This window comes from Cyclobacterium sp. L-R (genome assembly GCF_056859355.1).
Genome location: NZ_JBSXOH010000083.1, coordinates 168,287 through 187,870, shown reverse-complemented (window position 1 = coordinate 187,870; position 19,584 = coordinate 168,287). Strand labels below are relative to the sequence as shown.

14 protein-coding genes are annotated in these 19,584 nt (G+C 36.4%); 8 read left to right on the top strand and 6 right to left on the bottom strand.

The features are described 5' to 3' along the window. Positions 1 to 212 (top strand): hypothetical protein (locus tag AC13EX_RS16005; RefSeq protein WP_482893455.1); only part of this gene is annotated, 212 nt, incomplete at its 5' end. Here the strand turns inward: AC13EX_RS16005 and AC13EX_RS16000 are convergent. Continuing rightward, entirely contained in the window at positions 199 to 768 is a 570-nt protein-coding gene (locus AC13EX_RS16000; protein ID WP_482893454.1) for a GNAT family N-acetyltransferase, read from the bottom strand. The two genes, AC13EX_RS16005 and AC13EX_RS16000, sit on opposite strands and share 14 nt — an antisense overlap. Before the next feature lie 636 nt (positions 769 to 1,404). Here AC13EX_RS16000 and AC13EX_RS15995 point away from each other — a divergent pair. Together AC13EX_RS15995 and AC13EX_RS15990 are read left to right on the top strand one after the other, a co-directional pair. Next, positions 1,405 to 1,896 (top strand): CIA30 family protein, encoded by a 492-nt coding sequence (locus AC13EX_RS15995; RefSeq protein WP_482893453.1) that lies wholly within the window; start codon positions 1,405 to 1,407, stop codon positions 1,894 to 1,896. A gap of 337 nt (positions 1,897 to 2,233) precedes the next feature. Continuing rightward, a complete protein-coding gene (locus AC13EX_RS15990; protein WP_482893452.1) occupies positions 2,234 to 2,794 on the top strand; it encodes a DsrE family protein in 561 nt (186 codons plus the stop codon). 89 nt (positions 2,795 to 2,883) lie between these two features. On the opposite strand, the gene AC13EX_RS15985 is transcribed toward AC13EX_RS15990, so the two are convergent. Next, positions 2,884 to 3,198 carry a winged helix-turn-helix transcriptional regulator gene (locus tag AC13EX_RS15985; protein WP_482893451.1) on the bottom strand — a complete coding sequence of 105 codons (315 nt, stop codon included), beginning with the start codon at positions 3,196 to 3,198 and terminating at the stop codon, positions 2,884 to 2,886. Between the two features lie 117 nt (positions 3,199 to 3,315). Between AC13EX_RS15985 and AC13EX_RS15980 the strand changes: the two genes are divergently transcribed. Continuing rightward, positions 3,316 to 3,828, top strand: coding sequence for a VOC family protein (locus AC13EX_RS15980; RefSeq protein WP_482893450.1), 513 nt, complete (start codon positions 3,316 to 3,318; stop codon positions 3,826 to 3,828). Between the two features lie 508 nt (positions 3,829 to 4,336). Further along, positions 4,337 to 6,976, top strand: coding sequence for a PAS domain S-box protein (locus AC13EX_RS15975; RefSeq protein ID WP_482893449.1), 2,640 nt, complete (start codon positions 4,337 to 4,339; stop codon positions 6,974 to 6,976). 231 nt (positions 6,977 to 7,207) lie between these two features. Here AC13EX_RS15975 and AC13EX_RS15970 read toward each other — a convergent pair whose 3' ends face one another. The 3 genes from AC13EX_RS15970 to AC13EX_RS15960 form a co-directional block, all read right to left on the bottom strand. Beyond that, on the bottom strand, positions 7,208 to 8,263 hold the full coding sequence (locus AC13EX_RS15970; protein WP_048640362.1) for a substrate-binding domain-containing protein: 1,056 nt from the start codon (positions 8,261 to 8,263) through the stop codon (positions 7,208 to 7,210). A 338-nt stretch (positions 8,264 to 8,601) separates the two neighbouring features. Continuing rightward, on the bottom strand, positions 8,602 to 9,609 hold the full coding sequence (locus AC13EX_RS15965; protein WP_482893448.1) for a Gfo/Idh/MocA family protein: 1,008 nt from the start codon (positions 9,607 to 9,609) through the stop codon (positions 8,602 to 8,604). Positions 9,610 to 10,156: 547 nt separating this feature from the next. Beyond that, positions 10,157 to 10,288, bottom strand: a complete 132-nt coding sequence (locus AC13EX_RS15960; RefSeq protein ID WP_482893447.1) for a hypothetical protein — start codon at positions 10,286 to 10,288, stop codon at positions 10,157 to 10,159. A 76-nt stretch (positions 10,289 to 10,364) separates the two neighbouring features. On the opposite strand from AC13EX_RS15960, the gene AC13EX_RS15955 reads away from it, so the two are divergent. The 3 genes from AC13EX_RS15955 (at position 10,365) to AC13EX_RS15945 (ending at position 15,155) form a co-directional block, all read left to right on the top strand. Continuing rightward, positions 10,365 to 11,558 (top strand): Gfo/Idh/MocA family protein, encoded by a 1,194-nt coding sequence (locus AC13EX_RS15955; RefSeq protein ID WP_482893446.1) that lies wholly within the window; start codon positions 10,365 to 10,367, stop codon positions 11,556 to 11,558. Between the two features lie 236 nt (positions 11,559 to 11,794). Next, positions 11,795 to 13,261, top strand: coding sequence for a sodium:solute symporter family protein (locus AC13EX_RS15950; protein WP_482893445.1), 1,467 nt, complete (start codon positions 11,795 to 11,797; stop codon positions 13,259 to 13,261). 10 nt (positions 13,262 to 13,271) lie between these two features. Next, the gene (locus AC13EX_RS15945; RefSeq protein ID WP_482893444.1) at positions 13,272 to 15,155 is read left to right on the top strand and encodes a 6-phosphogluconolactonase; all 1,884 of its coding nucleotides are present in this window, start codon (positions 13,272 to 13,274) and stop codon (positions 15,153 to 15,155) included. Between the two features lie 697 nt (positions 15,156 to 15,852). On the opposite strand, the gene AC13EX_RS15940 is transcribed toward AC13EX_RS15945, so the two are convergent. Beyond that, complete coding sequence (locus AC13EX_RS15940; RefSeq protein WP_482893443.1) at positions 15,853 to 19,164, bottom strand: VCBS repeat-containing protein; 3,312 nt, start codon at positions 19,162 to 19,164, stop codon at positions 15,853 to 15,855. Positions 19,165 to 19,584 lie beyond the last annotated feature (420 nt).

The following is a 19,584-nucleotide window of genomic DNA, read 5'->3' as shown; positions in this document are numbered from 1 at the left end:
AAACCTACCCAACGCCTCACCAAATTGCACTTTACCGTAGTCGAATTGTACTGCTGATCAGAAGACAAACACACAAAATAACCACGAATAATTTAGTTTATCTTTACTTGGTCAAATTTTATCGAATTTTCCAACAAGCCCTAAGTAGGTATAGTAGACCCCATATAGGTGATAATTACGATTACCTATATGGGGTAATTATTCCGTTCTGAGAAAATTTAAAGGGAAACCAAACCGATCTGATTTGGAGTTAATTTTAAATCCGTGTTTAAGGTACCAATTAATGTTTTTCCCTAGCGTAGTTTCCAAATACACTGGACGCTTGAGGGTTTTGGAATAGAACAAGACATGTTTTAAAAGTTGGGTTCCAAGCCCATTCCCTTGAACTTTTGGATCTACACCAATGTACCAAAGATAAGTGAAAGGTGACTTGGGGTAATGTTTTTTGATAAATGATTCTCTAGCGAGGGTTTTGGGTATATTGGTCCAGCCAATAGTGTTAAGAATTAGTTTTAAGTCTGAAATAATCCCTTTCCAGGTAAATTTTTTCTGGTCCTGAAACTGTTTCATTGCAACAGCTTTTAAATCGGTTGAAATAAATACTTCTCCGCTTTCAATGCATCTCTCGAAAGAGTATTCTATTAAAAATCGGATGCTTTTTTCTTCTTTTCCAGCGATGTAATTCACACTTTTGTTTTCTTTAAATGCCTGCCAAAGAATAGAAACCACTAGCTCCCTGTCATTTTGATTTGCTTTTCTTATCATCATAATGGATTGGGGATTAAAGGTTTTTTTGATTAATCATAACAACTAAAAGTGAAAACTGCTGGGTGTCAAAAGAAACCAAATCATAATATTGACCATTAACCAAGAAGTTGGTTGAATGGTTGAGTGTAAACCCATTCCTAAATATAACTAAAACTGACCTGGTTTGAAAAAAAAAATAGAAACGCTTTTTTCCTGATAGATAAGTAGTTAGGCGAGAATGGGGTATGTGTGAAGCTTGGTGATCGCTTAATTTTTATCTCAAGACCTTATGGTATACTTTGAACCCGAAATATGCAATAGACATTCTATTACGTGCTGAAATCGCTTTAAAATCAGCCACTTCGTTGCTGTTTTCAATTTCACCAAAGCGGTGCTATGCTAAAATCTCCAAATAGTCTGATTTTTTTGCGATTGCAACACTTCCCGTAAACACGGGACAGGCATCACCCCTGACCTTGTCAGGGCGGAGAAATCCTATTACATAATCCGGGTTGAATAATCTATCAGCAAGGGTGGTACAATATCTTATTTCGAAACATTAGTTCAAGTAAACAGTTGTTTTATAGGGTGGAGGCGGACCATTAAAGCCCTATTAATATGAAATTCTTCTTTTGTACCATAATTTTATTTGTTTCAATGAACTCGATAGAAATATATGATTTCAATCAAAAGTCAGATGTCCAGGGCTGGACAATTGTAGACGATGTGGTAATGGGAGGTCAATCCTCTGGTACTTTTACATTGAATGAAAATGGTCATGGGGTATTCAAGGGCCGAATATCTTTGGACAATAATGGAGGGTTTTCCTCTGTGCGCTACAGGTTTCAGAAATTAGCAGTAAAGGAATTTTCCAGAGTTATTATTAAGCTTCATGGAGATGGGAAAGATTTTCAATTCAGGATAAAAGCCAAATCTCAGGATTACTTCTCCTACATTGCCCCTTTTTCAACTACAGGTGAATGGCAGGAAATTACCATCCTGCTAGAAGACATGTATCCTTCCTTTCGTGGACGGAGACTTGATCAGGCAAATTTTCACGAGGATTTTTTCGAAGAGATTACTTTTTTAATAGGGAATAAAAAGGACGAAAGTTTCGAGCTTTTGTTAGATCGTATTGTTCTAAAATAATAGCAGTCATTAATCGCCTTATGGATGTCTATTTTATAACAAAAAGGACATAATTAAGCCAAATTATTCAAGAGTTCTAGTTATTGTGAGTTAATTTCTAATTGGATTCATTCTTCATTGGGTAGAAAGTTCGAAAGCCTATCATCGTTTACAATCAACTGTTGGAATTTTTTAAAGAAGGTTTGACTTTTTTTCATAACTTAAAATGATTTAATAATTATATAGCGCTTATTAGGAATAATAGTTCCTTTCTGCTTTAAAAAAATCATTTTAACGTAATAGATAAACCAGGTATAGCTATTACCCTATGCTTGGAACACTGTACTTAATTTACCTTATGAAAAAACTATTTAAACCTTGTCAAATTTTCTTTATAGCTATTATTATTGTGTTTGTGACACCCTCTTTTGGACAAGACAATAAAGCGACAAAAGGGCCTGTTTTTGATGATTTTGGGCCTGTGTACTCCTTTGAAAGTTTAGATTTCCTTCCTGATTCCACCCAACAGTTAAAGGCAGTTTTTGACATTGATGACAAGCAGACCGATCCAAATCGAAGCAATGGTATTATTTCTAGTTTGCATAGGTATTATAACATGCATGTGCGGTCTGGTATCCCAAAAGAAAATATTCATCTGGCTTTTGTACTTCACGGAAATTCCACAAAAGATGCATTGAAGTCTTCTGCATACAAAGAGAAATTCGACGTAGACAATCCCAATATAGAATTGATCAAATCGCTTTCTGAAATGGGTGTTGGTGTGTATATATGTGGTCAATCAATGAAGTCTAGGGGTTATGATCAGGAGGATTTAATACCTGAAGTAAAAGTAGCCCTCTCAGCAATGACAGTTTTAACTGTTTATCAAATGAATAATTTTGCCTTAATAAAATTTTAATCCCCGATTATTTATTTGATGCTTAGTGTTTTAAGTTAGTCTTAATTGATTAGAACTGATAAAGTTTTAGTACTTATTAATTGATGTGTTTAAGACTTGTTACAATCATCTATTCCCCATTTGTCCAGACTTCTTAAAATGGTTTCTAGGGATTTTCCTCGATCGCTAAGACAGTATTCTACTTTTGGGGGTACTATAGGAAAAACTTTTCTAGTGATTAGGCCGTCCTTTTCTAATTCCCTAACTGTTTGCGTAAACATTTTATTGGAAATTCCAGGTACTTTCTTCTGTAATATTCCCGAACGCAATGGCTCTTCCAAAAGGTGAAACAAAACCATAGGTTTCCATTTTGTTCCTATTAAATCCATGGTATAGTTCAAAGGACAATAATTTTTTTTCTCCATTTATTTTTGTATTCGATTGGTATTTAATAAAATACCCCTTTTGGTAAGTAGGTTACCAAATCGTAGGTTATTGCTAATTGGGTAAATATATGTCAATTTTGAAAAAAAATAAATGATATGACAGTATTTAAAAATTATCCTAAATCCTTCTCACATATAGGGATAACGGTTCCGAAAATTCAAGAGGCGGTAAAATTCTATTCAGAAGTAATGGGTTGGTATGTAATTATGGCCCCTTCAACAGTGAAAAAAGAAAAGGAAACGGCCATCGGGCAGATGTGTATTGATGTTTTTGGGGAGAACTGGGAAGAATTTGAAATTGCCCACCTGTCTACCTCCGATGGGATTGGAGTTGAATTGTTTTCCTTTCCCCATGGAGTTAAGGAAGCGCCTGAATTTAATCCTTTTAATACTGGACTTTTCCATTTTTGTATACAGGATCCAAATATTGAGGCTTTAATAGAAAAAATAATAGCCTATGGAGGCAAGCAGAGGATGCCTATTAGGGAATATTATCCTAATGAGAAACCTTATAAAATGTGTTATGTAGAAGATCCTTTTGGAATTGTTTTTGAAATTTATACGCACAGCTATGATTTGACCTATTCCTCAGGCGCTTATCAAAAATAAAATATACAGCCTTTATGAATTAAACCCTTACCTAAGTACAAGCGGGTTTGATTTTAATTTTGTTTATGGTAAAGTTTTAAATTTTATGTGAATTGATAAAGGTTTTGAGACATTTGTGGCAAAAGTAAGTATTGGTTTGATGAAAATCTGAGATACAAGAATTAAAACTTTTTTATCTCTTCGTTGTTTTATTTTAGAATAAAGAAAGTGTTTAAAATGATCTGATGAATAAATCAGTCGTTTTTAAGGCAAAATAGTACAATTTAGCCTTGTGCATGTGTTATATGGTTGTTTTTAAGTTTACTGCGATATAATTTCAACACTAAATAACATACTGTTTAGCCTCTGGTTTTTATTTAGTTTTCAAATGTATTCGTTTAGCATAAAATATAATTTGTTTTAAAAGTTATATAATAGGGGTAGAATTTATGATTTCTATTACCTTCCTGTTTTGGAAGGATTGGTTTGGGATTCAACTGAGCCTAGTAGTCTATAAATTTAAAGGATAATGGAAAATGGCTTTGGTAATATTGGATTGAATGATCTTAAATCATTGCAACTTTTAGATACGTTGCCTGAAAAGGAATACGATGACATTTCCAGTTTGGCAGCTTTAATTTGTAATACTCCTTTTTCTCTTATTTCTCTACTTACAGATACCCGACAGTTTTTTAAATCACGACATGGATTATCGATTTCTGAGACCCCTTTAGAGCATTCATTTTGTGTTTATGCTGTAAATGAACCTGATAATATACTTGTTGTAGAGGATGTTCGAAAAGATGAACGATTTAAGAACAATCCTTTGGTAAAATGTGAACCTGAGATTGTCTTCTATGCTGGAATGCCTCTAGTAAGTACACAAGGGAATGCCTTGGGCACCCTTTGTGTCTTGGATAAGAAGCCTAGGAAATTGGAACCCAAACAATTAGAAGCCTTAAAATCTCTGGCCAATCAAGTGGTTCATCTTTTTGAGCTTAGGAAAAACCGCATGGAGCTTAAGGCAATAGGTGATAATCTTTCTCTGGAGACATTGCGTCTAAATAATATTATGAATGCCACACGAGTAGGGACTTGGGAGTGGGATATTCCTAGTGGAAAGGTTACCATAAATGAACGATGGGCAGAAATGTTGGGCTATACTCTAGAGGAACTTGAGCCTTTTAGTTTTGATAGTTTTCAAACGCTTTTATATCCTAAGGATGCTGAGGCAATAAATGAAAATGTGAGAGCATGTTTAGAGAGAAAAAGTGATTTTTACGAAGGTGAATTTCGCTTTTTGCACAAGAAGGGTTTTATAGTTTGGATTCATGATTTAGGGAAAGTTGTGAATTGGGCAGCAGATGGTCAACCGCTACTTATGGCAGGAACACATACGGATATCACTGAACGGAAAAATACTGAAATACAGTTTAAAACCATAAGCGATAATATTCCAGGAGCGGTATTTCGTTATAAGCGCCATGCCGATGGCAAAGATGAGGTGCAATTGCTAAGCAATGGCGCCAAAAACCTTTGGGGCTTCTCTGCCCAAGAGGTTATGGAGAACAATAATTTAATTTGGAAAAGATTTGAAAAGAAAGAGTTAGAAGCATTTCTTCTAACTATACAAAAATCAGCCGAGAATTTAAGCTTTTGGGAGCACGAGTGGCCCTATTATCACCCTGATGGCACCACACGCTGGCAAAAAGGAAAAGGGAGTCCTTTCCGTTTGGAAAACGGTAGTACCATCTGGGACACAGTCATTCTTGATATTACTTCTCAAAAACAAAACGAACTGAAGATAGAAAAAAGTGAAAAGAGATTTAAAAGTCTGGTTCAAGAAGGCTCAGATCTAATCGGTATCCTTGATTCTAAAGCCAACTACCTATATGTAAGTCCAACCTCTACTACCGTATTGGACATTCCACCAGAAGACTTTATTGGAAAAAATGCATTAGAATTCATTCACCCTGATGATAAAGAAGCTGTTTATGCTAGCATTGTACGTATAAAACATGCAAAACAACTTACTATTAAACCTTTTAGGTTTAAACATGGGGATGGTTCATGGAGATGGGTAGAAACCATTATCACCAATCTTTTGGATGATTCAGATGTAGGTGGTCTTGTGGCCAATTCAAGGGATATAACCGAACGAATCCTTACCGAGGAAAAACTAAAAAAGAGCGAGGCCTACTTTCGTAGTTTGTACGAGTCCCAAACGAACTATGTGATTCGAACCGATATGAATGGAGATTACACTTATGTAAATAAAAAATTTGTTGAAGAATTTGGTTGGATATATGCAGGGGGAGAAATTTTGGGTGAAAATAGCATGTCGTCCATATCGGAATACCATCATCAAAAAGTGAAAAAGATCGTAAGTGAATGCATTTCCGAGCCTGGAAAGGTATTTAAAATTGAAATCGACAAGCTTGCTGTGAATGGTAAAACTGCTACTACCTTATGGGATTTTGTATGTATTGTAGATGCAGATGGAAAGCCATCTGAAATGCAATCTTTGGGCTTGGATATTACAGATCGTGTTAAATTCGAGAGAGCCCTTAAAGAGTCCGAACAGCGTTATTCTGATTTATTTCACCTAAGTCCACAACCAATGTGGGTTTATGATGTAGACACATTGAAGTTTTTGGATGTAAATGAAGCAGCTATAAAACATTATGGATATACTTGCAGGGAGTTTTTGAACATGACTTTAAGAGATATAAGGCCAAAATCTGAAATACCTAAACTCGAACAGGCTGTAAATAATTCAAAATCTTTGGCGAAGAGCTATTCACGAGGTGAGTATTTGCATAAAAAGAAAAACGGCAATGAAATTATTGTTGATATTCAAAGTAATATTGTGTCGTACCAAGGTAAGAAGGCTGAGGTAATATTAGCGACGGACATTACTGAACGCTATAAGCATATCCAAGCCATAGAAAAGCAAAATGAAAAGCTCAAAAAGATTGCTTGGATGCAATCACACTGGGTTCGTGCTCCTTTAGTTAGGATTATGGGTTTAGTGGATTTGATAAAATCTGAGGGTAAGCTTTTGGGTGAGGAGGAAAAAGACCAACTCTTAACACATATTATAGATTCAGCTTATGAATTAGATGAAGTTATTAGGAAAATTGTTCGTACTAGCCAAGAAACGCTTTGATTGCTACAAATGCCAGTATTTTAAAATAGGATTTACCTTATTTATGTAGTCCTTCAATATTTATTGTTAATAGAAACCGACAATTCGCTTATGGCACCTAACAAACCTTCAGTAAAATGGCAAAAGGGCGCATTGATTGGCCATCTGATAGCTCCTAAGGGTGAAAAGCCGTAGGGGGTATCAGATATGTTTGGTTAGCAAAAATAATAAAGAAGTATTTTAACTTTGAGCTTACCTGTAAAATTCCTGATTTTCCTTTGTGACAATATCAATTGGCATATAATAAACCTTTTCTACAGGAAGGTTTAGGGCAAGAGAATGGTACAAACTCATGATTCCTTTATACCCCTGTTCTTCAGGTTTATGGCAAATTAAAAAATTAATAGTGCCTTTTTGAAGGTGCTTTTGGTTTTCCTTAAGAAAATCAAACCCTACAAGCAGGATATTGCTTAGCTCTCTTTTCTCTAAGTATTCTGCCACTGCAAATACCCTGGAATTGGTGACAAATATTGCTTCAATATCCGGATTTTTTATGAAAGCTTTGTGCAAGTTAAGTTCTACTGACTCCTGATCTATATCCTGAATATTTAGATTAATGCAGTTAGCTTTATTCGGTGGTTGGGTGAAAAACGTTTTAAACCCTGCTTCAATCTGGATTAGGTTAAAGCTTTTCTTTTGTTTTGCGATGTTTACAATAAGGATTTTCGGATTTTCTGAAATACCCAGTTTGCATAAACTAGCTCCTAAATATCCACTTTGTAACAAGGGAGGACCTATATAGGAAAGGCTACCTTGTGATTCAATATTACTATCTATACATACCACTGGGATATTGTTGGCTTGGCAATACTGGAAGAAATCATCCGCCTCTTTTACAAAAGATGGAGACATCAAAACCCCATCAATATTTTTATCTTTAATTTCTTCTGTAGCCTGAATAAAAGAATTCTTATTGGTTAGGTCGAAAAGGTAGTTCTCAACGGTAACGCCATATTGTCTGATTTCGGATTCAGCTTTAGCAATTCCTTTTAAAGGTGCTTCCCAGAAATCCGAATGGATGGAACTTTTTGGGATGATTACTGCAAAGTGGAAAACTTTTCCAGAGGACAACCTACTTGCTAAAACATTTGGCTGGTAGTTCAATTCCTTAATAATTGCTTCTATTTTAGCCTTGGTTTTGGCTGAAACTCCAGGGCGATTATGAATCACTCTGTCCACAGTTGCAATAGATACATTTCCCCTTCTAGCAATTTCTTTTACTCCTGTTTGACTACTTGGTTTTTTCATATGCATTCCATCCTATAAATCCTTTTGTTAGAAAACAGTTACTAGTGGTAAAGTAAATATCTATTGAAAATATTTGTTAAATATTGAATTGACCTTCAAAATTAAAAGAATAATTCGTTTTACTGCTATAATTTCAAAATTGCTTACTTTATTTAGGTATTTATTAATTATACCCTTCAAATATTGGTAAGCTTAGATTGCATTGTAAATAAACTTGTATTTATCAATTACCCTCAAATTTGAGAATTTATTTCTAAGGTTCTAAACCCTATTAGCTCTTAAGAAATTGTTTAGGGAACGGGTGATTTTGAGCCTTATGGTACACTTCTGATTAGTTTCTATCTTCGGTTTTTTTTCATTATGTCGGCTAGTTTTATAGGCCGACCACCTTTGATTTTACTTTCATCTGCAGCTGCCATAAAAGCCATGATTTCAAGTGTTTCTTCCGCTTGTACAGGAACTACTCCGGTTTCGAAGAAAATCGCTATTTCTTTTAATAAAGGCTCATAACCACCATAGGGCCCAAGTACAATAGCACCCTTGTCAGTAAAAACGGTACCTCCGAAGCCAGAGTCTCCAGACCTAGTGCCCCTGAAAGTGCCCACCTTTCCATCTTCCCAGATACCTGTCACAATATCTGTAAACTCCGTGTGTGTGCGAGTTACAGAGACACAACCAGGACCTAAAGCCGTAAATAAGGTCTCTACTCCATGTATACCATACCAAAACAAATCCGGATGAGTAGGCTCGATACTTGCAGGACTATATGTATCTGCCCCCACAATTATTCTTCCCTCTAATTTCTCAATACCCTTAATATACCTAAGTGAAGAGGCAGAAAAGACAGGGACATTGTATTTCTTTGCAGCATCAAATATAGCTATGGAATCTTTTAAGGAAGCAGCAATAGGTTTGTCAATGAATACACGTTTACCCGACTTGAATACTTCTATAGCTTGTTCTAAATGCAACCGTCCGTCATTTGTCTCCAATAGGACCACATCTACCTTTTCTAATAATCCTTGTATAGAGTCAGTTATGTCAATGCCGTATTCTTTGATTTTATTAATATAATCTGGAATTCGATCAGCACTTGAAGCAATGGTTTTACTTCCATAAGGGTAAGCAGCAACTACATGGTAGCCATGATAATTTTCATTGTCTTTGTTTTCATTTAATACTTTGGTGAAAGCAAGACTATGAGAAGTGTCTAAACCGATTATACCAACTCGTTTTTCGGTCGCCTTAGATTTCCCTAAGGATGGAAACCCTAGGCTCATACCAAGGCCTGCAAATACTGATGATCTAATAAAAGTTCTGCGATGTAACTGTTCAAAATTTTTCATGTGATGATTTAAATTGATATGAATTTAGACCCTATCTGACTAATGGAGTAAAGGCTTTAAATCCATGTATTTTAAATTGATTTTAGCATTTCGGATAATGGATACTTTGAATACAGACTAAATTCCTAATCTCCTTAAATTCCAAATTAATAGCTTTGTATATAGGTAAAGTTGTCAATATATCACGGTAACGTACACAACCACGGTTAGTAAATCTAGTATTTTATTGAAGAAAAACAAATAAATGATGGTGATATTCGGTTTAATAATTTGTATAGAAGGTTTTACATGTGAAAAAGATTGAAAAACATAGTAATCCTCCTTCCCGGTGAAATTTTATATTATAAGTTGGTATGCGTTAATTGTTCATTTTATATCTCTCATTTAAGGTTTATTAGTAATAAGCGGCTTTATAGTAAAAGCGCTTATCCATTTTACCAGATTTGGGAATAGGTTTACAATCAAAAATGTGTGCCGTGCCTTGCTCATTAAATAAGAATGATTGGTACAATAAATTGTTTACCCTCTGTTTAGAATTTATGTCTAATCATCCATAGTTTACGCTTTTTTTACCCAAGGGGCCTAATCCAAATTCACCTTTTAATCCATTGCCAATTGATTCCTTGAATTTGAGCGTTTTTTGGGAGCCTAATAGGACATCCTTTAAGGAAATATCCATGGTTATTTAGATTTTTTAAAAAAAATTCGTTTCTTTAAACCTTGATTCGGTAACGTTAACGAAATTTATACTTGCAATGAAGACAAGAAGAAACTTTATACTTACAAGTGCCATGCTGGCATCAGGTTTTAGCCTCTCTGCTTTTTCCCCATTTTCTTATAATGAAAAAAGGAAAGAACCACTAAGAGTTGGATTGATAGGATGTGGAAGTCGTGGTAGGGGATTGGCTTCACTTATGCGAAATCTACCTATGGTGTCCCTTGTAGCTTGCTGTGACACCATTAAGGAAAATCTTGACAAAGGTCTTACCCAAGCAGATAAAGGTGCAAAAGGCTATAAAGACTATCGTGAGCTTCTTGACCAGGCCAATGTGGAGGCCGTAATAATTGCGACCCCTTTGTACTTGCATTTCCCGATGGCTATGGATGCTATAGATGCAGGCAAGCATATATATGTGGAGAAAACAATCACCTACTCCATTGAGGAAGCGGAAAAGTTGGCGCAAAAGGTGAATGGTACTTCCACGGTCTTACAAGTTGGTCATCAATACAGGTATTATGAACTGTATCATAAGGTAAAAGAAATTATTGATCAAGGATGGTGTGGGCAAGTGACACAGTTTGAATGTCAATACCATAGCAATCAAAGCTGGAGAAGACCGGTAAATGATCCCGCTTTAGAAAAACATATTAACTGGCGTATGTACAAAGAATTTTCTGGAGGATTAATGACAGAACTTTGCGCCCACCAAATAGATATTGTCAATTGGTTTGTTGGCTCATCCCCTGAAAAGGTCACAGGCATGGGATCATTGGATTTCTGGAAAGATGGAAGGGAGAATTTTGATCATGTAAGGGCTACTTACTATTACCCTCAAGGCATCATGTCTAGTGTCAGTTCTGTTTTGACAAACGCATACAAGGGTTATTCTATAAATATTTTAGGAACAGAAGGAACCATAGAGATTATGAGGGATAAGGCAATTATTTACGCTGAACCTAAAAAAATGGAACTAGGAACAGTAGATGGTGTGTCTGGAGCTACAGTTAAAAATGGATCAGATGGAAAGGCAGAACCCATATTGTTTGAAAGTAAAGATGGTAAAAATCTGGATCCTACTTCTTATGCATTAATGGATTTTGCTGCTTGTATTAGGGAAGGTCGCCAGCCTTTTTGTGATGTAAATAAAGGTAGAGATACTGCCATTGCGGTGCATTTAGGCAATAAGGCCATGGAAGAAGAAAAATTCCAGTATTGGTCCAATCTTTAATTATACAAAGGGAAATGCACTCTATGATAGGTGCCTTTCCCTTATTTTCTTTTGATTCAGTAGGAATGAGCTTATATCAATTATAATGCTAATTGAATTGAGTGTTTTTGTTAGTCCTCCAGTGGATGGAAGCTCTTGGATTGGAATGGTAAGAACCTATTTATCAAAGGAGTAAACAAGAACAGCATATAATCCAGAGACCTGAGTTTCTCTTAAATTTTAAATTAAAAAGTACAATGAAATTGAATGAATTGGACCTGGTGGTAATTGGCATGTTTTTCTTGCTAATGATTGTCATCGGTGTATACGCCTATTTTAGAAACAATGATGCTGATGACTATTTTGTCGCAGGTGGTAATTTGCCATGGTGGCTGTCAGGAATCTCACATCATGTGTCTGGATATAGTGGAGCTGTATTTGTTGCCTATGCCGCCTTGGCTTATACCCATGGTTTTTCTGTGTATACTTGGTGGGCATTGACGATTGGTATTTCTGTCTTAATTAGTGCACATGTGTTTCCTGTTTATTGGGTTAGGCTTAGGAAAAGATATCAAATTCAATCTCCATTGGAGTTTTTAGAACATCGTTATAATTTATGGACCCAACAGGTAATGGCTTGGAGTGGCGTTATGCTCAAGTTGTTTGATGTTGGAGCAAAATGGGCTGCTATAGCTCTTTTACTAAATGTTTTTACCGGTATTAGTCTACCCGTGGGCGTTCTTATATCAGGAGGAATTTCATTGCTGTACATTACTTTTGGTGGTCTATGGGCTGTTGTCATCACTGATTTTGCTCAATTTATTGTTCAGTTACTTGCTGGCTTGGTGATGTTTGTCGTAGTTTTACAACACTTGGGTGGAATAGATGGAATCTTTACCATGTGGGATAAGCTTCCTGAGCAAAACAGTCAACTATTTAATGAACCATATGGAGTAGGATTTGCCCTGGCCTTCTTGTTTATAAATTTCCTTGCTTACAATGGCGGGCAATGGAACCTGGCTACCAGATACATTTCCTCACCAAATGAAAAAGCGGCGACCAAGGCTGCAAGGCTTTCTGGAATATTGTACCTTGTATGGCCTCTTATCCTTTTCTTCCCAATGTGGGCTGCTCCGATTTTATTGCCAGATTTAGCAGATCCAAGTAAATCTTACGGAGAGTTAACACTACTATTATTGCCTTCAGGCTTAGTAGGCTTGGTAATTGCTTCGCTCTTTGCCAATACCATGTCCATGACTTCCTCGGATATAAACACCATTTCGGCTGTGATCACCCGAGATATTTTACCTAATATTACTAAAAAGGTGAAGAAAGGTAAATCATCCCTGTTTGTAGCAAGATTGACCACATTTGTATTTACATTGCTTACCATAATAATCGCTTTTCAATATGAATATTTTGGGGGCGTTTTAGGGCTTATTATTTCTTGGTTTGGCGCTTTAGTAGGGCCGATTGCCATTCCAATGCTGTTTGGTTTATTGCCCGCCTTTAAGAAAAGTGGACCTGTTGCAGCCATTGGTTCAATAGTCGCTGGTTTAATTACCTTTGTGATCACAAAAAATATAAGCTCTTTAAGCTTAGCTTTAGAAATTAGTTTGCCTTTAATAATATCTACCCTGACTTTTATAGTATTAGGTTTCTTTGAAACGAACAGGAACGTAGAAAAAATTGCTGATTTACTTCAGTCCATTGAAAAAGAATAAAATACTGCACATGAATTTACATTTAAGCCAGTCCCGAAATGAAATGGGGATAGCAGCAGCCAAAGCTGTGGAAAATATAATTGAATCACTTTTAAAAGAAAAGGAATATATAAGAATAATATTTGCAGCGGCTCCTTCTCAGAGTGAAATGCTGAATTACCTTACTTCTAGTAAGAGAATTCCTTGGAATCGGATTATTGCTTTTCATATGGATGAGTATATTGGTTTGTCTAAGGATTCCCCTGCACTTTTTTCTAATTTTCTAAAGAGACATTTATTTGATCTTGTTCCTTTTCACCAAGTCCATTTGCTTGATGGGGAAGGAGATCCTGATGTAGAAGTTAAAAGGTACTCAAAGTTGCTTAATGAGGCACCTATTGATATCGTATGTTTGGGGATTGGTGAAAATGGTCATATCGCTTTTAACGACCCTCCAGTTGCAGATTTTAATGATCTTTTGGCCGTTAAAAAAGTAGTATTAGAAGAATCATGTAGACAACAGCAAGTCAATGATGGTTGCTTTGAGACCCTGCAGGATGTTCCAGAAACGGCCTTGACATTGACCATTCCTGTATTGACTAAAGGAAGGTTCCTGTATTGTGTAGTGCCAGGCACAACCAAAAGAAATGCTGTTTATCAATCTTTATTTGGTGAGATTTCAACCAGCTGTCCTGCTTCAATACTTCGGAATTCGGAAAATTGTGATTTGTTCTTGGATGGAGACTCTAATCCATTCCCAATTCAAAAACCGGAAGCAGAAACAAATATTACTGCATATAATGTATTGGATAACCAACCTGTGTTATTGAATACTAAAAGCAATACGCTGGTGCAATTGCCTCTTGATTTTGAAGTAGACCAATATGTAGGTGAAGGCTTGGTGGATATTCAGATAAATGGTATTAAAGGAGTGGATTTTAATACCACTTTGACTAAGCCTGAGGCGATCTTAGAGGCAAGCAAATACTTACTTTCTAAAGGGGTTACAACCTATTACCCAACGATTGTTACAAATGGCTTTGATACCATTTTAGAACTTGTAGAGACCATTAATAAGGCCTGTAAAGCTTATCCTTTGGTGAATTCCTGTGTTGCAGGTCTACATATTGAAGGACCTTTTATTTCTTCAGAGCCTGGAGCTAAAGGTGCCCATCCTGAAGAGTTTACTAGAAACCCTTCGGTAGAGTTTCTGGATCAACTTCAAGAAATATCTTTGAAGCCTATAGCTTTGATCACCCTGGCTCCCGAATTAGAAGGAAGCGAAGAATTTATTAAAACTTGTACCAATAGAGGAATAAGAGTATCTATTGGACATTCATTGGCCACAGGGGATGATGTGCAAATGGCAAAAGAGGCAGGAGCTTCTCTGGCCACCCATTTAGGTAACGGTGTTCCTTTACAGTTACAACGTCATCCCAATATTATTTGGGAGCTAATGGCTCAGGAAGGGATACATGCCAGTATAATTGCCGATGGTTTTCATTTACCTCCTTCCTTTTTGAAGGTAGTATTTCGTGCCAAAGGAGATGAATGTTTACTTGTAAGCGATGCTACTTGTTTTGCAGGTATGGCTCCAGGAGAGTATGACTCACCTATTGGCGGGCAGGTTGTTCTTGAGGAAAGTGGAAGGTTGTCCATGAAAGGCGCCAAAGGGCTATTGGCAGGAGCAGGGAAGGACTTACTCGAAAATATAGACTACTTACTTGAAAGCAAGTTGTTGCCCTTGTCTCAAGCCTGGAAAAAGGCATCAGTGCTACCGTCCAAATACATGGCTGCTGGTAAGGTTTCAAATAAGGATTGGGTGGTATTTAAATTGGGTGACAATAAAGTGAACATCCAAAAGGTCTTTAAAGACGGGGATTTGGTTTGCGATAATACGACTACCCAAAAATGAATTGAAAGGGAATAACGAATATTATCTAAAATTTCGATTCAAATAATATTCCCTCCTATTTTTCTGATGAATTCAAATAGGGTTGGAGACTTTTCTTGGTTTATTACTAAGGGAAAGTTTCCAACCCTTATTTTTTAGCATTCTCGCCAATATTGCAAACCAAATTTGGCCTGATTTTTATAAAAGTATAAAGGGTGATTTCCTTGTCAAAAATATACTGAGCTGTTGCAGGTTGAATATTTTTGGCAATTGTCCTTAAATCTATCCCATTTGCTCGTGAAATTGGTATTACTAAATTTAAAAATTCTTGAGAAGAAGAGGCCTTTTTTAACCTGGATTATGTAATAGAATTCGTGATGAGTGTTGCAATCGCAAGAAAATCAGGCTGTTTGGAGATTTTAGCATAGCACCGCTATGATGAAATCTCCAAACAGCAACGAAGTGGCTGGTTTTAAAGCGATTTCAGCACATAATAGAATGTCTATTGCATATTTCGGGTTTAACTTGACAAGCTTTCTAAACCCTAAATAGGCAATGTATTTTCTAATATGCGATGTTATCGCTTTAAAACCAACCTATCTACCGCTATTTTCACGTTAAAACAGAAGTGGGAACGATCCTTCACCAAATAGGCAATTGTTTTTTTGATCTCACCCGGTCGCGTAAATAACCATAAAACCTACCTATATATTCAGGTCTAAGGTTTTTTCTTCAAACTGCTATTGAGCACATAAGCCTCTATTCCTTGATTGTTAATCCCAACTAATAATATTTTGAGATGCGATAAATCTATTATGGCTGTGTTTTTTACATCTCCTAGAAACGCCAGTCCAGTTTTCCTTGGATCCACTGTTGAAAATTCACCCTTGCCATCTCCAAGGTAGACCTGACCAAAATTGGCGTCAATCATCCCCAATCTAAGCCGAGTGGTGTTCTGATTTCCTCCAAGGATAAAATCCAAGTTCCCATCCCCATCAATATCCATCACGCTGATGGTAAAAACAGGCGCATATTGCGCCTCAACAGGCAATTCATGCCTAAGGAACTTATTGCCTTTGTTCTCTAGGTAAATTGTTTTTAGCTCATTGATCTCCAATTTATTTGCTTGTTTAAGAGCCTCTTTGCTAAATAAATCCTCAAGCTTGGCTTTTGAAAATGAAGCGTAATCAGTGAATTTGCTGCGCATTCCATACATTTGATCCAACAATTCATCTCTACTCATAAAAGGAACAAGCTCTCCCTTATAATAATAGTTTAAAATTGGATCTACAGAACCATTGCCATCAAAATCAGCATAAACCAGTGTCAATGGCCCTTGATCAGTAGCTTTCAACTGACTATTGGTACCAAAATTCCCTACAATAAAATCTATATCCCCATCCTTATCAAAGTCTCCTGCTTCCAATTTTGACCATTTCCCCACCAAGGGTTTGTCAAAATATTCAGCCGTCTGCCCAATGAATGATTTTCCTTCTTGATTTACAAATACACTAATAGGCATCCAGTCTCCAATGACTACCAAATCCTGCCAACCATCCTGGTTTACATCTATCCAGGAAGCATCCGTAACCATCCCTAAAGTTGATATTTCAGGGAAAAATTTATCAGTATGGTCTTCAAACTTTCCATTTCCATCGTTGATGAAAATAAAAGACGAAGCCGGTTTAGGATATTGACCAGGGACAGCTCTTCCCCCAATAAAAAGGTCCAAATCCCCATCATTATCAAGGTCAAATGGTTTAGCTACACTGCTACTGCTCAAAACATTTGGTAATGCATTGGCTTGATAATTAAAGTTTCCTCCACCTTGATTGATATACAATCGGTCCTTTAATTCCGGGGAATCTCTTTCAAAGTCATGGTACCCCCCATTTACGATATACAAATCCTGTTTACCATCACCATTCGCATCAAAAAACACGGCATCTGTAGTGGCACTGCCCTTCATGTCTGACAAATCCAGGCCTTGGGATTCCAAAAATTGTCCGGTGGAAACCTGGAAATACAATTTACCTGGTGTCTCTGAAGTACCTCCGATAAAGACATCAGAGTATCCATTATTATTCACATCCCCCACTGCAATTACAGGCCCACTTGGTGACAACATGTGAGACAATAGAGGTTGCCGCTTAAAATCATTGAACCCTGCTTCCACATGCTTAAAGGGTATAGGTGACACAATTTTGGTAAAAATAGAGGTTTTAATTTCCTCAGGTTTAGCCTCTTTATCTAAAGCCTTGCGCTCATCTAACTGCAGCAATTGATTACTCGCAATATTCCTGATCCATTGTTGTTTTCCTCCAGGCCATGTAATTTTAAGAGAGTCAATATTATCAGCTGCACCAAGCCCTATGTGCAAAATATGACTTACAGAGGATTGAAAGCCTCTAGTGGGTTGCTGTTCAAAATATTGCTGCTGCTGTCCGATATAGACATTTATTTTAGCTCCAATACCACTGGTATTACTCCCCTCCCCATTCAACTTTAATTGGAGGTAATTGCCTTCATTTTCCTCAGGAGCTAAAACATTGGCGTAAATCCCCGCAAAGTCATTCAAATGATTGACTACCAAATCTAAAGCTCCATCCCTGTTAAGGTCAGAATAAGCTGCACCATTAGAGAAATTTGGTTCTTCAAAGCCCCAATCCTCGGACACATCTTTAAAGATTGCCCCATTTTCATTTCTAAAAACATAATCATGAATCGGAGTTGAACTCATGCTGGTAACCAAATGGAGTGTATCGGCTTTTTCTTTTGCTCGGGCTTTACTGAAATAATAATCCCCTTTGTACTTTAAAAAATCCCTATTGGTATAATCTCTATAATAGCCATTACTAACAAAAAGATCTTTCCAGCCATCATTGTCAAAATCCGTAAAAAAAGCAGCCCAACTCCAATCGGTATTTGACATTCCAGATAGCTGTCCTATTTCGCTAAACATCCCAGTACCTTGGTTGATGTGCAGCATGTTTCGCATATTTTGATGATAAAAGCCTTTCATTACCATTAAGGCATATTGCTCATAATTTTCCGGCCCATACAGTAATTTTTGGCGTTCATTATCCTCAGGTAGCATGTCCAAAGTAAAAAGGTCTACAAGCCCATCATTGTTAACATCATTAAAATCAGAGCCCATGGAGTAATAGGATATATGCTGTAAATACTCCCATAGTTTTTCAGAAAATTTGCCATCACCATTGTTTATATATAAATAATCCGGCTCTATATAATCATTTGAGATGTGAATATCAGGATAGCCATTACCAGTAATATCTGCAATTGCTATTCCAAGACCAAAGCCCATGGAATTCCCAATAATACCTGCTTCTTCACTTATATCGATATATACTCCATTGTCATTTCTGAAAAGCTTATCTCCAGCAAGCGGATTCCTATCCTTTCTTTTGGCTTCAAAATCTATTTCATTGATTACCTGAGTATTGTGATTGAGCAAATACATGTCAAGATCTCCATCCAAATCAAAATCGAAAAAAGCAGCTTGAATACTATTGGCAGGGTCGGCTAAACCATATTTTTCAGCCTCATCTATAAAAGTATTGTCCTTTTGATTGATCAGCAATTCATTTTTTCTGGAGGAAGCATCACCCTTTCCTGAATAACAAACATAAATATCAAGGTAACCATCCCCATTGACATCAACCATGGTCGCTCCAGTAGTCCACGCATCTTTACCTAGTGTTCCAGACGATTTTCCTATATCCTTGAACTTAAAGTCTCCTTGGTTTAAATAAAGCTTATTGGAAGTCATATTACCTGTGAAAAACAAATCATCAAGACCATCATTATTAATATCACCTATGGCAACACCTCCACCATTGTAAAAATACTCATAGGTTAAAATATTGGTTTGCTGACTCTCTACCAATTTGTTTTGAAATTTCACTCCAGATTTTCGACTGGATATCTTTTCAAACCCTTGGGCTATCACACAAAATTGAATGAAGTAAAGGAACAATACTAGAACGAAATATTTATTATGGTTTTTCATAATTCAATCTTCCCCCTACTTTTTGGGTTATATTTGAATGTGGGGTAACAGTAGTAAATCTACATTTTTTATGGGGTTCGCACAATAGCACAAATTGCACTCTAAAACGTTGAAAATAGACTTTTTATAGATTTATTCTTCAGGACTCGATTTATTAGTAAAAATCAAAAAAATTCAATCCAGCACTGTAAAATGACTTTATAGGTTTTGATAAAAAAACTTGCTTTATATAAGCTATCTACTCTCCCTTATTAGCGATATTCTCAAGTTTAGCCAGTCAAAAATTAATTCAACCATTGGGGTTCCCCCAAAAGTCAAGTTTTCCAATAATCCGCTCCAACTCTGGTTTGCTCAACATTTAAAATTTCATTATAATTATTCCTCTTTAAAATAGGGTGGAAGATTAGAATTTCCTGACTC

Excerpts from the sequence above, each read along its gene's own strand:
- AC13EX_RS16000 (WP_482893454.1), bottom strand. The coding sequence starts at position 768 with ATGATGATAAGAAAAGCAAATCAAAATGACAGGGAGCTAGTGGTTTCT.
- AC13EX_RS15995 (WP_482893453.1), top strand. The coding sequence starts at position 1,405 with ATGAACTCGATAGAAATATATGATTTCAATCAAAAGTCAGATGTCCAG.
- AC13EX_RS15990 (WP_482893452.1), top strand. The coding sequence starts at position 2,234 with ATGAAAAAACTATTTAAACCTTGTCAAATTTTCTTTATAGCTATTATT.
- AC13EX_RS15985 (WP_482893451.1), bottom strand. The coding sequence starts at position 3,198 with ATGGAGAAAAAAAATTATTGTCCTTTGAACTATACCATGGATTTAATA.
- AC13EX_RS15980 (WP_482893450.1), top strand. The coding sequence starts at position 3,316 with ATGACAGTATTTAAAAATTATCCTAAATCCTTCTCACATATAGGGATA.
- AC13EX_RS15975 (WP_482893449.1), top strand. The coding sequence starts at position 4,337 with ATGGAAAATGGCTTTGGTAATATTGGATTGAATGATCTTAAATCATTG.
- AC13EX_RS15970 (WP_048640362.1), bottom strand. The coding sequence starts at position 8,263 with ATGAAAAAACCAAGTAGTCAAACAGGAGTAAAAGAAATTGCTAGAAGG.
- AC13EX_RS15965 (WP_482893448.1), bottom strand. The coding sequence starts at position 9,609 with ATGAAAAATTTTGAACAGTTACATCGCAGAACTTTTATTAGATCATCA.
- AC13EX_RS15960 (WP_482893447.1), bottom strand. The coding sequence starts at position 10,288 with ATGGATATTTCCTTAAAGGATGTCCTATTAGGCTCCCAAAAAACGCTC.
- AC13EX_RS15955 (WP_482893446.1), top strand. The coding sequence starts at position 10,365 with ATGAAGACAAGAAGAAACTTTATACTTACAAGTGCCATGCTGGCATCA.
- AC13EX_RS15950 (WP_482893445.1), top strand. The coding sequence starts at position 11,795 with ATGAAATTGAATGAATTGGACCTGGTGGTAATTGGCATGTTTTTCTTG.
- AC13EX_RS15945 (WP_482893444.1), top strand. The coding sequence starts at position 13,272 with ATGAATTTACATTTAAGCCAGTCCCGAAATGAAATGGGGATAGCAGCA.
- AC13EX_RS15940 (WP_482893443.1), bottom strand. The coding sequence starts at position 19,164 with ATGAAAAACCATAATAAATATTTCGTTCTAGTATTGTTCCTTTACTTC.